The sequence below is a fragment of the Acinetobacter lwoffii genome, from assembly GCF_019048525.1.
Lineage (GTDB): Bacteria > Pseudomonadota > Gammaproteobacteria > Pseudomonadales > Moraxellaceae > Acinetobacter > Acinetobacter lwoffii_K.
On sequence record NZ_CP077369.1, the window covers coordinates 1,799,408 to 1,813,371 of the forward strand.

General features: G+C 41.9%; 14 protein-coding genes. 8 read left to right on the forward strand and 6 right to left on the reverse strand.

Annotation, left to right across the window (positions count from 1 at the left end; all coding sequences use genetic code 11):
• Nucleotides 1-139 precede the first annotated feature (139 nt).
• On the forward strand, nucleotides 140-988 hold the full coding sequence (gene folD, locus I6L24_RS08325) for a bifunctional methylenetetrahydrofolate dehydrogenase/methenyltetrahydrofolate cyclohydrolase FolD (RefSeq protein WP_004646309.1): 849 nt from the start codon (nucleotides 140-142) through the stop codon (nucleotides 986-988).
• 159 nt (nucleotides 989-1,147) lie between these two features.
• Complete coding sequence (locus tag I6L24_RS08330) at nucleotides 1,148-1,816, forward strand: class I SAM-dependent methyltransferase (RefSeq protein ID WP_004730236.1); 669 nt, start codon at nucleotides 1,148-1,150, stop codon at nucleotides 1,814-1,816.
• Nucleotides 1,817-1,889: 73 nt separating this feature from the next.
• Here the strand turns inward: I6L24_RS08330 and I6L24_RS08335 are convergent, their stop codons facing one another.
• Both I6L24_RS08335 and I6L24_RS08340 read right to left on the reverse strand, forming a co-directional pair.
• Nucleotides 1,890-2,312 carry a hypothetical protein gene (locus I6L24_RS08335; protein ID WP_004730234.1) on the reverse strand — a complete coding sequence of 141 codons (423 nt, stop codon included), beginning with the start codon at nucleotides 2,310-2,312 and terminating at the stop codon, nucleotides 1,890-1,892.
• Nucleotides 2,313-2,447: 135 nt separating this feature from the next.
• On the reverse strand, nucleotides 2,448-4,277 hold the full coding sequence (locus I6L24_RS08340) for a phosphoenolpyruvate carboxykinase (GTP) (protein WP_216985892.1): 1,830 nt from the start codon (nucleotides 4,275-4,277) through the stop codon (nucleotides 2,448-2,450).
• 417 nt (nucleotides 4,278-4,694) lie between these two features.
• Here I6L24_RS08340 and I6L24_RS08345 point away from each other — a divergent pair, with 417 nt between their 5' ends.
• The 4 genes from I6L24_RS08345 to groL all read left to right on the forward strand — a co-directional run bounded on the left by I6L24_RS08345 (nucleotide 4,695) and on the right by groL (nucleotide 8,553).
• A complete protein-coding gene (locus I6L24_RS08345) occupies nucleotides 4,695-5,633 on the forward strand; it encodes a diacylglycerol/lipid kinase family protein (protein WP_034619166.1) in 939 nt (312 codons plus the stop codon).
• On the forward strand, nucleotides 5,614-6,390 hold the full coding sequence (locus I6L24_RS08350; protein ID WP_004646314.1) for a metallophosphoesterase family protein: 777 nt from the start codon (nucleotides 5,614-5,616) through the stop codon (nucleotides 6,388-6,390). The genes I6L24_RS08345 and I6L24_RS08350 overlap by 20 nt, the downstream gene beginning before the upstream one ends.
• Before the next feature lie 168 nt (nucleotides 6,391-6,558).
• Complete coding sequence (locus I6L24_RS08355) at nucleotides 6,559-6,849, forward strand: co-chaperone GroES (RefSeq protein ID WP_004646315.1); 291 nt, start codon at nucleotides 6,559-6,561, stop codon at nucleotides 6,847-6,849.
• Nucleotides 6,850-6,918: 69 nt separating this feature from the next.
• Complete coding sequence (groL, locus tag I6L24_RS08360; RefSeq protein ID WP_004279474.1) at nucleotides 6,919-8,553, forward strand: chaperonin GroEL; 1,635 nt, start codon at nucleotides 6,919-6,921, stop codon at nucleotides 8,551-8,553.
• 66 nt (nucleotides 8,554-8,619) lie between these two features.
• On the opposite strand, the gene I6L24_RS08365 is transcribed toward groL, so the two are convergent.
• Nucleotides 8,620-9,114 carry a copper resistance protein NlpE gene (locus I6L24_RS08365; protein WP_004279475.1) on the reverse strand — a complete coding sequence of 165 codons (495 nt, stop codon included), beginning with the start codon at nucleotides 9,112-9,114 and terminating at the stop codon, nucleotides 8,620-8,622.
• Between the two features lie 227 nt (nucleotides 9,115-9,341).
• Between I6L24_RS08365 and I6L24_RS08370 the strand changes: the two genes are divergently transcribed.
• Entirely contained in the window at nucleotides 9,342-10,496 is a 1,155-nt protein-coding gene (locus tag I6L24_RS08370; protein ID WP_004730227.1) for a LuxR C-terminal-related transcriptional regulator, read from the forward strand.
• 38 nt (nucleotides 10,497-10,534) lie between these two features.
• Here I6L24_RS08370 and I6L24_RS08375 read toward each other — a convergent pair whose 3' ends face one another.
• Nucleotides 10,535-11,701 carry a hypothetical protein gene (locus I6L24_RS08375; protein ID WP_004279478.1) on the reverse strand — a complete coding sequence of 389 codons (1,167 nt, stop codon included), beginning with the start codon at nucleotides 11,699-11,701 and terminating at the stop codon, nucleotides 10,535-10,537.
• 363 nt (nucleotides 11,702-12,064) lie between these two features.
• On the opposite strand from I6L24_RS08375, the gene I6L24_RS08380 reads away from it, so the two are divergent.
• A complete protein-coding gene (locus tag I6L24_RS08380) occupies nucleotides 12,065-12,613 on the forward strand; it encodes a 1-acyl-sn-glycerol-3-phosphate acyltransferase (RefSeq protein ID WP_004730226.1) in 549 nt (182 codons plus the stop codon).
• A gap of 71 nt (nucleotides 12,614-12,684) precedes the next feature.
• Here the strand turns inward: I6L24_RS08380 and I6L24_RS08385 are convergent, their stop codons facing one another.
• Nucleotides 12,685-13,011 (reverse strand): hypothetical protein, encoded by a 327-nt coding sequence (locus I6L24_RS08385; protein ID WP_004279480.1) that lies wholly within the window; start codon nucleotides 13,009-13,011, stop codon nucleotides 12,685-12,687.
• Between the two features lie 134 nt (nucleotides 13,012-13,145).
• Nucleotides 13,146-13,907, reverse strand: coding sequence for a 3-oxoacyl-ACP reductase (locus I6L24_RS08390; RefSeq protein ID WP_004279481.1), 762 nt, complete (start codon nucleotides 13,905-13,907; stop codon nucleotides 13,146-13,148).
• Nucleotides 13,908-13,964: the final 57 nt, after the last annotated feature.

A 13,964-nucleotide genomic window follows, 5' to 3' on the forward strand; every position in this document is an offset into this window, starting at 1 on the left:
CGTATATTAGCAAGCCCAGAAAAAAAAACAATAGTGTATTCATCTGTATGCGCATAAAAACATCATCTGGCGGAAAATATTTAAATTATTCATGTAGAATGTGCAAAATTGATTCATATCAACACTTGGGAGAAGTGCCGTGGCATTAGTTCTAGACGGTCGTGCATTGGCGAAGCAAATTGAAGCTGACTTGTTTACTCGCGTAGAAGCGCTGAAAGCAAAATCAGGTCGTACTCCAATTCTTGCGACGATTTTGGTAGGTGACGATGGTGCATCTGCAACTTATGTTCGCATGAAAGGCAATGCCTGCCGCCGTGTTGGTATGGATTCACTCAAAGTGGAACTTCCTAAAGAAACCACAACTGAAGAATTATTGGCTGAAATTGAAAAATTAAATGCAAATCCTGATGTGCACGGTATTCTGCTTCAGCACCCGGTTCCTGCGCAAATTGATGAGCGTGCCTGTTTCGATGCAATCTCGCTTGAAAAAGACGTAGATGGTGTCACTTGCCTGGGCTATGGTCGTATGGCAATGGGTGAGGCAGCCTATGGTTCAGCGACGCCTGCGGGTATTATGACTATCCTGAAAGAGAACAACATTGAAATCGCTGGTAAACATGCGGTAGTTGTAGGTCGTTCTGCAATTTTGGGTAAACCAATGGCTGCGATGCTGCTAGAAGCGAATGCAACCGTAACCATTTGCCATTCACGTACTCAAGATCTTGCAAGCTTTGTTAAGCAAGCAGATATCATTGTCGGTGCGGTAGGTAAAGCAGAATTAATTCAAAAAGACTGGATCAAACAAGGTGCAGTGGTTGTTGATGCTGGTTTCCATCCACGTGATGGCGGTGGTGTTGGTGATATCCAACTTGTTGGCATTGAAGAAATTGCTTCTGCTTATACCCCAGTTCCGGGTGGCGTAGGTCCAATGACGATTACTACTTTAATCCGTCAAACGGTTGAAGCTGCTGAGAAAGCGTTAGGTTAAGCCTATTCTCCCTCTCCCTGTGGGAAAGGGTTCGGGGTGAGGGTCTTAAAAATAATCCTCTCCCTAGCCCTCTCCTTTAAAAAGGAGAGGGAACTTTCTTTATTAATTTGACTTTCATATTTGAAACTAAAATTTTGCCTATCTAAGAATAAAAATCCAATGAGCTGTACCTTCCAATTCCCTAAAGCCCCTGAGCATTTACTCCAAGCCTTGCATGATGTGATTCCACACTGTGAGCTACATGCACAGCAATTGCCGGATACACCCATTTCCCTGTGGCTGATTCCGCCAGTATTCCCAACAGATAAGCTGGATGATGAGGTGATTCGTCGCATTTGGAATGATACACCATACTGGATCTTTTGCTGGGCCTCAGGCTTGGCGATGGCGCAGTGGCTATTGGCAGAGCCGCATCATGTTAAAGACAAAGTAGTTTTGGATTTTGGGGCGGGATCGGGCGTAGTTGCCATTGCGGCGAAAATGGCAGGTGCAAAACGTGTGATCTGCTGTGATATCGATCAAGTTAGTCTAGATGCCTGTCGTGCCAATGCAGAGCTAAATGATATCGAGCTTGAATATCTGGATGACCTATATAAGGCAGAGAAGGTGGATATTTTATTAGCCGCAGATGTGCTCTATGATCAATGTAACCGTTTCTTCCTGGATGAGTTTTTAAAATTTGCACCTGAGGTGTGGGTTGCAGACAGTCGGGTAAAAAACTTTAGTCATCCTCAATATGAAAAACTTGACGAGCGTAGTGCGACGACCTGGCCGGATTTGGATGAATCGCCCGAATTTCGTAATGTCAGTTTCTATAAAACACGTTAAATTTAAAAAATTAAAAAGGGCACTAGGCCCTTTTTGATTGTCTTACTCTGATTAAGTAACTAAGTATCAGATATTAAGAACAGGTATAACGAATAACCCGCATGGTCGTAGGGCGGGCTTCTAAAGCTTCGCGTGCACCCGGGTTCTCGCTATTATGTAAATCAGGCGTATTGCTCAAGCTGATTTGCGTGCGGCTATTACCCAGTTGGCGGCCATAGTTTTCCTGTTCCGCAGTTGGATTGGAAATTTCATTGGTGCTTAAAATCTGGATGTTGTAAGTTTTGGAATTTCCTAACACGTGTCTGCAAGCGGCTTGCAAGCGATTTTCATCCTGGCTTGGTCGTCCTGAGAGGGTGTAGCTCAGGGTTGCTGTATTGCCTGAACGTTCCAGAATTTCATAACCACTTTGTCCATTGAATTGATGGGGTGTGGTCTGACATGCACTCAGTATAAAACTGCTTGCAGCCACAGCCAAAATTACTGTTGTTCTTTTCATATTTATAGTTCCTGAAGTCTTGGTTTAAGTATGCCATATTTTGCTTAAGCAGCTGCTCTGGTCAATTGTGATCAATTGTTTAAACAGCCAATAAAAAAGGCCGCTTACGCGACCTTTTTTAAATTAAATCAGCAATTAAGCAGATTTAACCGCAGCAATAAGTTCTGCTTGACGAGTTTTTAACGCTTCCGGTAAACGCTCACCTAGCTTGTCGAACAATTCAGTATGGCTTTCAAGTTCTTTGATCCATTGATCTTTATCTTGAGAAGTTACTAGGTCAAATTGTTCTTTAGTGAAGTCAGAACCAGTCCAGTTCAGCTGTTCATAAGTAGGAACTAGGCCAATTGGTGTTTCAACAGCCTCAGCACGACCTTCACAACGGTCAATGATCCACTCAAGAACACGCATGTTTTGACCGAAACCAGGCCATACGAAGTTGCCTTCAGCATCACGACGGAACCAGTTCACGTTGTAGATACCTGGAAGTTTGTTGCCAGCAGCGGCAGCTTTCGCGCCCACTTGCTCGCCCATTTCTAACCAGTGCGTGAAGTAATCCGCCATGTTGTAGCCAGCGAATGGCAGCATCGCGAACGGGTCACGACGAACAACACCTTGTTGACCAACAGCAGCAGCAGTTGTTTCAGAGCCCATCGTTGCAGCTTTGTAAACACCGTCAACCCAGTCAAATGCTTCTGAAATTAGAGGCACAGTGTCTGCACGGCGACCACCGAAGATGAACGCAGAAATTGGCACGCCAGCTGGATTTTCCCAGTCAGCGTCAATAGAAGGGCATTGACCAGCTGCAACTGTGAAACGAGCATTTGGATGCACTGCTTTTTCTTCGCCAGTGTGTGGTTGACCTTTCCAGTTAGTCAGGTTGGCAGGCGCTTCTTTAGTCAGACCTTCCCACCATACTTCACCGTTGTCAGTCACAGCGACGTTTGTATAAATCACGTCTTTGTGCATGGTTGCCATACAGTTCGGGTTGGTCTTGGTGTTGGTACCAGGCGCTACACCGAAGAAGCCAGCTTCAGGGTTGATTGCATATAAGCGACCGTCTTCACCTGGTTTGATCCAGGCAATATCGTCACCTACAGTTTCAATCTTCCAGCCTTCATAGCCAGCTGGTGGAATCAACATAGCGAAGTTTGTTTTACCACATGCAGATGGGAATGCAGCTGCGATGTAGTGTTTTTCGCCTTGTGGATTGGTCACGCCAAGGATCAGCATGTGTTCAGCTAACCAGCCTTGTTGACGACCCATAAATGATGCAATACGTAATGCCAGGCATTTTTTACCCAACAATGCGTTACCGCCATAACCAGAACCATAAGACCAGATCTCACGAGTTTCTGGGTAATGCACGATGTATTTTTCTTTGTTGCAAGGCCATGCAACATCTTTTTCGCCGTTCGCAAGCGGAGCACCTACAGTGTGTACGCAAGGAACGTATTCACCGTCAGTACCAAGAACGTCATAAACAGCTTTACCCATACGAGCCATTTTAGACATGCTTACTGCAACGTAAGGAGAGTCAGTTAACTCGATACCGATATGAGCGATATGAGAACCCAATGGACCCATTGAGAATGGAACCACATAAAGTGTACGACCTGCCATTGAACCGTCAAATAAACCGTTCAATTTTTCGCGCATGACAGCAGGTGCTTCCCAGTTGTTGGTCGCGCCAGCATCGTCTTTGTTTTCAGAACAGATGTAAGTACGATCTTCAACACGTGCTACGTCAGAAGGATCAGAATTTGCAAGATAAGAACCAGGATGAGTTTCTTGATTCAGCGCTTGCATTGTGCCGTTAGCGATCATCAAGTCGATATAACGTTGATATTCTTCTGCGCTACCGTCACACCATTCAATTTTTGCTGGTTTTGTTAATTTAGCAATCTCTTCCACCCAAGCAATAAGCTTAGGGTGACGAACGAATTCTGGTGCGTTCACTTGGGTCATGGTGAGGCCTATCTCAAATGTGTACAAATTAGATGTACAAAGTACAATCCGAGCAATAAAAAATATCGCCCAGATGAAATATGAAAAAAAGTGGCTGTATTAAAGCATAAAATGATAAAAAAAATAAGACCAAAGAAGTGCTAGATTTCTTTTGGAATATAATGCTATTTTATTTATAAATATAAGTAAAACAACAAGATAAAACTAAATATTTGAATTATTGATTCTATTTATTTAAATGATGGGTGGTATTTATTTTAAAAATTAATATTAAAATCATTATCTTAATTTTATAAGATCTCTAATATTCATTATTGATTAAATAAATGGTTGCCATTTGAATTTTACATAAAGCCACTGTTAATTGTCTATGAATTGGACAAAATGCCAATAGGCTTCAATGAAATTGCGCGAAAAATGTCTAATCAATCTAAACCCTTATCGCTAATTTTTAATCATAAAGCTGGTTTTCGCATACAGGGGCCAGAAGGCATTTATGAACAGCTGATCGATATATTTTCAGCACAGGGTTATCAAACTAAAGCTTATGAAATCAATGATTCACAGCAATTTGATAAAATTATGACTGAGGTGCTTGAACAGCATTTGGCATCTAGCGAGTCAGGAATTATCGTTGCAGCGGGCGGAGATGGCACTTTAAATACAGTCGCCAAACATGTGTTGAATACGCAAATTCCTGTCGGTATTTTGCCTTTAGGGACTTTTAACTATGTGGCCAGATTATTGGGGATTCCGCTGGATTTGCTTGAAGCGGCAAAAGTGATTGCGACAGGACAGCCACAACGTATGAATGTTGCTCGGATCAATCAGGAAATTTATCTGAATAATGCCAGTTTAGGTCTATATCCTTTATTTATTAACAAACGTGAAGACTATAATCGTATTTTTGGTCGCTTACCGCTACATGCCTATACCTCTGCACTGGATGTTCTGATTCGCGACCGTAAAGAATTAAAGCTAAAAATCTGGGTGGACCACAAGAAATATCCAGTGAAAACACCATTGATCTTTTTTGGCAATAATCCCTTGCAACTGGCGGATATGAAAATGCGCATTGCAGAAGCGGCTGAAAAAGGCAAAGTGGCGGGAGTTGTAGTTTCTAAAAGTGATAAGCTTACTTTATTTAAGCTAGTGTATCAGCTGATTCGTGGCAAGATTGACCAGGCATCGGATGTTTATAGTTTTGCAGCCGATCAAGTTCGAATCGAATCCCGAGCCAAGAAACTGATGGTAGCGATTGATGGGGAAATTGTGGAAATGGCCCCGCCACTCAATATTTCTGTATTAAAAGATAGCCTAAACGTAATGGTGCCACATGATCCTGCATCTGTCTGATCTGCATTTTGGAACAGAGAAGCCGGAGTGTTTAGAAGCGATTCGGCATTTCTGTCAGACCCATCCACTTGAAGCCGTCGTCATCAGTGGTGACCTGACTCAGCGCGCACGTTTGGGTCAATTCTTTGCCTGCAAAAAATTTTTAGATCAGCTCAATACGCCTTATATGGTGATCCCGGGGAATCATGATATTCCGCTCTATCATTTGTGGAATCGGCTTTTCAATCCATTTACCCGTTACCAGATTTTTTTTGGTGAATTGGAGCCAATATTTGAAACTGAAAATTTTTATCTGATTGGGGTGAATTCGATCCGACGTCGATATCATACCAAAGGGCATTTATCCCTTGAGCAGATTCAGCGTATTGACCTGACGCTGGCGCAGGCGCCTGCTTCCAAATTAAAAATCATTGTCAGCCATCAGCCTTTTTATGTGCCTTTTCAAAATAAGCGCGGTTTCAAGGACAGCCCATTGATGGCCAAAATTGCTTTAGAGGCCTGGGCAGAGCATGGTCTGTTTGCGGTGTTACATGGGCATCTGCATCAACCGGCGATTTATGATTTGAATCAGATGTTCGGATTGGGGATGGATCATCCTGTATATGATGTACATGCAGGGACTTCTGCGTCAAATCGTCTACATAAAGATGAACCGAACAGCTTTAATCTGATTGATGCCACAGGAAAAATTTCTCAATATTTATTCGATGAAGTGGCACAAGCCTTTATGTTGAAGGCTGATCTGCCGAATAAATAGACGAAAACCTATGATTCGTTAAAAAAAACCAATTTTTTTTCATTTTTGCCCTTGAAGCGTTTTATTCCATCTCCATAAAAGTGACATCAAAAATTTTTGATGATGACCCATGGAATAATTAAGTCGTCATCAGTGACCTAAAAAAGACTTAGTCTGATGGAGTTATTTATGAGCAACATTCGTCCATTACATGACCGCGTTGTTATTCGTCGTGTTGAAGAAGAAACTAAAACAGCTGGGGGCATTTTACTTCCAGGTTCGGCTGCTGAAAAACCTGCTCAAGGTGAAATCATTGCAGTTGGTAATGGTCAAATCACTGACAATGGCGTACGCGCGTTAGACGTAAAAGTTGGCGACAAAGTATTGTTCGGTACTTATGCAGGCACTACTGTAAAAGTAAACGGCGAAGAGCTTTTAATCATGAAAGAATCTGACATTTTAGCGGTATTAGAAGCTTAATCTGCGCTAAAAAGTTTTATTCGTTCCAAATCAGATTTTGTAAAGATACAACAATATTCGGAGTCAAATATGTCAGCTAAAGACGTAAAATTTGGTGATTCAGCTCGTTCAAAAATGATTGCTGGTGTAAACACCCTTGCAGATGCTGTAAAAGTTACGCTTGGTCCTAAAGGCCGTAACGTTGTCATCGACCGTTCTTTTGGTGCACCGCACATCACTAAAGATGGTGTCACTGTTGCCAAAGAAATTACGCTGAAAGACAAGTTCGAGAACATGGGTGCTCAACTGGTTCGTGAAGTTTCTTCAAAAACCAATGACATCGCAGGTGATGGTACAACGACTGCAACTGTATTGGCACAAGCAATTTTGAATGAAGGCATCAAGTCAGTAACAGCGGGTATGAACCCAATGGACTTGAAACGCGGTATCGATATTGCGGTACGTTCTGTTGTTGAGAATATCAAGGCAACTGCAAAACCAGCATCAGACTCTAAAGCGATTGAGCAAGTAGGTTCGATTTCTGCTAACTCTGACACGACTGTAGGTCAGCTGATTGCGCAAGCAATGGAAAAAGTGGGCAAAGAAGGCGTAATCACGGTTGAAGAAGGTTCAGGCTTCGAAGATTCGCTTGACGTAGTTGAAGGTATGCAGTTTGACCGCGGTTATATTTCTCCGTACTTCGCGAACAAGCAAGATACTTTAACAGCTGAACTTGAAAATCCATTCATTCTTCTTGTTGATAAAAAAATCAGCAATATTCGTGAGTTGATTACAGTACTTGAAGCTGTTGCTAAAACTGGCAAACCGCTTTTAATCATTTCTGAAGATGTTGAAGGCGAAGCGCTTGCGACACTTGTTGTCAACAACATGCGCGGTATTATCAAAGTATGTGCGGTGAAAGCACCTGGTTTTGGTGATCGTCGTAAAGCTATGCTTCAAGACATCGCGATCTTGACTGGCGGTACTGTGATTTCTGAAGAAATCGGCATGCAGCTGGATCAAACGACGCTTGATCACTTGGGTACAGCACATAAAGTAACTGTATCTAAAGAAAATACTGTAATTGTAGATGGTGCTGGTAATGCTGGCCAAATCGCTGACCGTGTACAGCAAATCCGTGCACAGATCGAAGAATCTACTTCAGAATATGACAAAGAAAAACTTCAAGAGCGTGTAGCGAAACTTGCTGGCGGTGTTGCTGTCATCAAAATCGGTGCTGCAACTGAAGTTGCAATGAAAGAGAAAAAAGACCGTGTAGATGACGCGCTTCATGCGACTCGCGCTGCGGTTGAAGAAGGTGTCGTTGCGGGTGGTGGTGTTGCACTAGTACGTGCTGCATCTGCACTTGAAGGCGTAACAGGCGCGAATGATGACCAAAACGTAGGTATCAACATTCTTCGTCGTGCGATTGAAGCACCGCTTCGTCAAATCGTATCTAACGCAGGTGATGAGCCTTCTGTAGTGATCAACGCTGTGAAGAATGGCGAAGGTAACTTCGGTTATAACGCTGCAACTGGCGAATATGGCGATATGCTGGAAATGGGTATTCTTGACCCTGCTAAAGTAACGCGTTCTGCACTTGAGCACGCCGCTTCTGTTGCTGGCTTGATGCTGACCACTGAATGCATGATCACTGAAATCCCAGAAGACAAACCTGCAATGCCTGATATGGGTGGCATGGGTGGTATGGGCGGCATGATGTAATTCATCATCCGAGCATTTCATAAAAAATCCCCGCAATAGCGGGGATTTTTTTATGCGTTTACAAAATTATGATGCGGACTTTTTAACTAATTTATAATTTAAATTACTGTCGATTTTTTTACCTGATTTCATCTCGCGTGCTTCAACAAAATTTTCACCAACAAAGAATTTACGGTTTTCAGCTTTGTTATCTAATGTGATGATTGAAGGATCTTGAGGGTCAAAACTGAAACTACCTTTAGTTTCCGTCTCATTATTTCCAGCTTTACCTAAATATTCCTCATTTAGCTCATAGGTTTTATCCGGATTGAGATCTAACTCGACCTTAATCCCTTCACAGTCAGCACAAGGAAAAACACCTTCGTATTCACCTGCCCAATCTAGCGAAGTTTCTGCGCTATCAGCACGGTTCACACTAGTATCCGCGTTATTTTGCTCCATCATGGCTGGGCTGGGTTGAGCATTATTACTCATCGGCTCATTATCATTGGGCTTTGAACAGGCGGTTAAAGCTCCTGCAAGAACGACTGCTATCGCAGCAGTAAGCGTTAATTTTTTCATTGTTTTAACCCTATTAAATTATTTGTTATGAATTACATTAAAAGTAGTCAGTACAGATAAATAGGGCAATCTTGTTAAAGTTTGATTCATTAGGTGAATGAGGCCAGAGTTATTGATAAGTGAGCAGGATTTAAGAATTTTTAGCCAAGTTTAAAGTCACTTTATGCTGTTTCGTTAACCAATTCTGAACGCTATGATTAGAAAATAATGATAATGCGGAGGGGATAATGAAATTAGAACAAGAAAATAATCTGATTGCAAAAATTTATGATGCTGCTGTATTGCCATCTTTATGGCTGGACGTGATCAAAGATATCGTGAGCTATACTAAGAGTAAGAGTGCAATTTTTACCGGTCTGGATCAGCTTAATCCAGGCTATGATTTTGTCTATACGCACAATATCCCGAATGAAAGTCTGGCTGCTTATCAAGATGAGCGTATCAGAGTGATTGATATGAAACTGCATATGCCCTTATGGAATGCGATCGAGATGGGCGATGCTTTAAGTCATAACTGTCAGCACTATGCAGAACAGCCGGGTACGGATCACTATGTGTTCTATGAGAAGTGTTTAAAGCCTGGCGGTGTATCTTATCTGGCGGGCGTATTGCTGGATCGGGGAAATTATCGTTGGGCAGTACTGGGTATTCATCGTGCACCTGAAGTACAGCCTTTTGAACAGCCTGAGCTGGATTTTTTAAGACGTATCAGTATCCATTTACGCCGGGCTTTGCAAATTCACCGGCAAATCAACTTGATTCAGCAAGATAATTTAAGCTTGTATACTGTATTGGATAGTTTAAAAACCGGAATTGTACTGCTCGATCAAGACCTGTGTTTAAGTTATTCCAATCCTGTTGCGCAAAAGATGCTTGATCAAAGTTCATGTCTGGATCTCGATATACATAACCGTCTAAAAACCAATTATGCTCAGCAGATACGTTTTGATCAGCTATTAGAAAGTGCTTTGCTGGAAGATACGACCATTCAGACTGAGGTGGGTGGAGTCTTGGCGTTGAGTGATGGGGCAGGCTCGCAATTTATGCTGACGGTGGTGCCATTTAAAAAATTAAGAAATATGCAGCATTTACAGTCTGCTCAGCATCAGATTGCCTTATTTATGACAGATAAAAATCAGCATTACTCCCTGTCAAGAGCTTACCTACAACAGTGTTACCAGCTTTCCAAACGAGAGTTTGATTTATGCGAGTTGTTAATTAATGGTTATAAAATAGAAGATATTGCAGAACAGTGTGGCATTACGTTGAGTTCGGTACGGACGTATTTTAAAAATATTTATGAAAAAACCCAATGTTGTTCGCAAATCGAACTGATGCATTTATTGATAGGCTGTACCATTCAATTTGAACATATTGATTAAACCGGCCTGAATTTCATATTCAAGCCGGTTTATATGGGTTATTTAACACGTTGTAAAGTTACAGAATCTTCACCTTGCGGATGTAAGATAAGATTGTTGTTAGATATATTGATGCTTGCAATTGTCTTACTGCCATTTGAACTATCTTGTAATCCACCACACTCGTTGGTATCGAATAATACCTCGGTTGTGGTGAGAGTATTTGCTGACAATGTATATTTGCCATATTCAATCCCTGGCCAACCACAGTCATCTCCACCTTCAGTGTCTAGGAAGAAATAATAGTTGTTATCAAAGAAAGCAAATAGATGTGTTTCATTAAGTCGCCACGTGCCGACGAGACTATTAGACTGCTTAACTCGATTTAAACGGTATTCAGTACTAACGCCGGGTTCAGTAAGAATTAATTGAGTTCCATTAAAGTTTAAAGAATAAGGTTTATTCTCGGCAGGATGTGAAAGTCCCCATTCACCATTGGTGTCATGTAGGATTTCCGGTTCAATCACGGTTGTTGTTGCATTCCATTTTAAGCGGCCCATTTCAATGCCTGCTTGACCACTCTCATCTTTTGCTTCTGCTTCACCTAGTGCATAGCGTCCATCTTCCAGAATGTGAATCAACACAGCAGTGTTATCGGTACGGTTAATCTCCCACGTACCGGCAATATCTTTATAGAAGGTCATTTGGAAGTTTTCTGAAGCTTTTTCTGGTGTTATCAACTGATCTGGTGTGATGGCTGTTTTGGTGACAACTTCATTTACGAAGTCGGTGGTACTTTGGTTAAAATTAAGCTTTACAGCAGTGAAGGCTGTTTTAGTGTCATCACTAATCTGAATGCCATCGCTATGATCACCTTTTCCATCTAAGGATTGTAAAAAAACCATAAGGTTGATACGCGCATTTTCACTTTCGACTAAATCTAATGGTGTGATACGCTCCTTTGCTTCAATTTCATCACCGAGTTGTACACCCCCAATAAAGAATTTTACTTTTTCATCATCATTAAATTTAAATTCTCCTTTTTCGTTGGTAACTCCTGTTGCACCACTACTGGTGATATAGGTCACCCCTGAAATGATTCCGTCCGTCAGTACGCCGGTTTGGGTGCCAACATTGTTTGCTGGAGGTGTACTGGCATTATCATCCGAACCGCCGCAGGCACTAAGTAACCCCGCTAAAGCAATACAAAGTAAAGTCTTTTTCATTAGAATCTTCCTGAAATTTATAATGTGGATTCAGTATAAAAAGACCCTCGTTTTTGCCATATCCCAAAATTAGGAGGTCAAGAGCTTTTTAATGCATGGATCCTTTAAATTAGAAAGAAATTTCTATTGATATTGGGAAGCAATCTGAACTATCCGTAAATTGATGTATGAGATAAGTTGAAAGGTGGCAAAAATAATCAACTATTCATTTAAAAATTCTAATTATACAAATATAGATTAACTGTTTATTTATTGATCATAGAGCACTATCTATATTTGCCGAGGTTGCTAAAATTCGCGCAATTTTGAATAGAATTGGTGCGTGACGTGTTTGAGAAGTTAGCAGAACAAAGCCTGAGGCTGATGGGTTGGGAAATTGATAACCATTGGCCCCTAGATTTAGACCAATGTGTCATGATTGCTGCTCCTCATACCAGTAATTGGGATGCACTGTATGCGCGACTGGCCTTAAAAGCATTAGGTGTGAATGTTCGCTTAACCATTAAAGACAGTTATATGAAATTGCCATTTGGACCTTTTGTACGTGCTATGGGCGGTATCGGGATCGATCGCCGTCCTAAACAGCCGGGGGAGCCTCGTCCGAGTATGGTTCAGGTGATGACGGAATTATTCAAGACCCATCCTAAACTGGTGATGCTGGTCACGCCAGAAGCGACTCGTGCTAAACAGGAACAGTGGAAGACAGGTTTTTATCATGTCGCGATTAATGCAGGTGTGCCAATTGCATTGGCCTATATGGATTATGAGAAGAAGAAAACTGGTGTAGGTAAAATTGTTTATCCGACAGGGGATTATGAAAAAGACATGGCAGAAATCATGGCATTTTATGCAGAGATTCAGCCAAAATTCCCTGAATGCTTCAGCGTAGATCAGCGCTATTATCAGAATTAAAATTGAGTTGAAAAAAAGCAGGAAAATTCTCCTGCTTTTTTATTGCCTAATCATCATGAAGATTGACAGACTTAAGAGGCATGTTCAGAAGCGGGTAAAATTCCACCCAGATTTTGGCAGGCATCTTTATAAAGATCATATTGTTGCTCCACCACTTCATGCAGTGGCAGGTCAAACAGCTCTTCACCTTGATGATACTGTTTGATATAAGACTCGACTTTGGATTTGCTGCCATACAACATCTGCTGATAATAGTCGGTCATACTGCTATGTGGCATTTGGGCGGTATCTACCTTGGCACAATGGAAATTTTGCAGTAATTGTTCTGATTTTTTCAAATCGCTGGACATACAACCTGCCAGTAGCAAGGTACTGAGCAATGTCGTGATAAATTTCATGGAAAGTAGACTAAAGGCTTTATGGGAGCGCACTATTGTAGAAGTAAAACCCGGTCACAAAACCTTTTTAATCTACCAAATGGTTAAAAAATAGAACAACAGAATTTGAAAATTCAAGTCCATTCTCTAAACATTTAACCTTTGACCAGCCCGCCATCTACAATCAGGTTTTGTCCTGTGACGGCACGTGAATAAGGTGACAAAAACATCAGGATTGCAGCAGCAAATTCTTCTGGTGTAATTACGCGGCGTAAAGGCGTCGATTGAGCAATCAGGTCAAAGACAATGTCAGGTGTGGCCTTACTGGCATCCGTGGTTTGTAACAGGCCACCAGAGAGCATATTCACATTGATGCCATATTGTCCCAAGTCCTGCGCCGTGGTGCGGGTAAAGGCCAATAATGCAGCTTTGGCGGTGGTATAGTCATGATAAGGAACCACCGGATTTTGCACCAGGTTTGTACCAATATTCACGATCCGGCCAAACCCTGCCTGTTTCATATCATCCAGTGCGGCTTGTGTAGTATTTAAGGCAGCCTGTACTGCACCGCTAAATTGCCGTTGCAACATATCCCAAGTCAGCGTTTCTACTTTAGGGCGTGCATCACCATTAAATTCAAATTGAATCAGTGCGTTATTGATTACAGCATGAATCGCTTCCCCGAAATGGGTTTTAGCTGCGGCAAATAAAGCGCGGACCTGATCAGTTTGAGTGACATCTGCCTGATAAATAAATACCTGTTCAGGATACTGCTGGGCCATCTGTTCAGCTTGCTGCTGACTGCTATGATAATTGACGACCACGCGCGTGCCCTCAGCCAGTAAAGCCTGAGTAATGGCTAAACCCAAACCACGTGCACCACCAGTAACAAGAACAATCTGATCACGAATCTGCATAATGATGATCTATATTTACAAAGATTGGCCTTAACATAGCAGTTATTTCAACGGATT

Excerpts from the sequence above, each read along its gene's own strand:
- I6L24_RS08390 (WP_004279481.1), bottom strand. The coding sequence starts at position 13,907 with ATGCAGATTCGTGATCAGATTGTTCTTGTTACTGGTGGTGCACGTGGT.
- I6L24_RS08330 (WP_004730236.1), top strand. The coding sequence starts at position 1,148 with ATGAGCTGTACCTTCCAATTCCCTAAAGCCCCTGAGCATTTACTCCAA.
- I6L24_RS08365 (WP_004279475.1), bottom strand. The coding sequence starts at position 9,114 with ATGAAAAAATTAACGCTTACTGCTGCGATAGCAGTCGTTCTTGCAGGA.
- groL (WP_004279474.1), top strand. The coding sequence starts at position 6,919 with ATGTCAGCTAAAGACGTAAAATTTGGTGATTCAGCTCGTTCAAAAATG.
- I6L24_RS08350 (WP_004646314.1), top strand. The coding sequence starts at position 5,614 with ATGATCCTGCATCTGTCTGATCTGCATTTTGGAACAGAGAAGCCGGAG.
- I6L24_RS08355 (WP_004646315.1), top strand. The coding sequence starts at position 6,559 with ATGAGCAACATTCGTCCATTACATGACCGCGTTGTTATTCGTCGTGTT.
- I6L24_RS08370 (WP_004730227.1), top strand. The coding sequence starts at position 9,342 with ATGAAATTAGAACAAGAAAATAATCTGATTGCAAAAATTTATGATGCT.
- I6L24_RS08340 (WP_216985892.1), bottom strand. The coding sequence starts at position 4,277 with ATGACCCAAGTGAACGCACCAGAATTCGTTCGTCACCCTAAGCTTATT.
- I6L24_RS08375 (WP_004279478.1), bottom strand. The coding sequence starts at position 11,701 with ATGAAAAAGACTTTACTTTGTATTGCTTTAGCGGGGTTACTTAGTGCC.
- I6L24_RS08380 (WP_004730226.1), top strand. The coding sequence starts at position 12,065 with ATGGGTTGGGAAATTGATAACCATTGGCCCCTAGATTTAGACCAATGT.
- I6L24_RS08385 (WP_004279480.1), bottom strand. The coding sequence starts at position 13,011 with ATGAAATTTATCACGACATTGCTCAGTACCTTGCTACTGGCAGGTTGT.
- I6L24_RS08335 (WP_004730234.1), bottom strand. The coding sequence starts at position 2,312 with ATGAAAAGAACAACAGTAATTTTGGCTGTGGCTGCAAGCAGTTTTATA.
- I6L24_RS08345 (WP_034619166.1), top strand. The coding sequence starts at position 4,695 with ATGTCTAATCAATCTAAACCCTTATCGCTAATTTTTAATCATAAAGCT.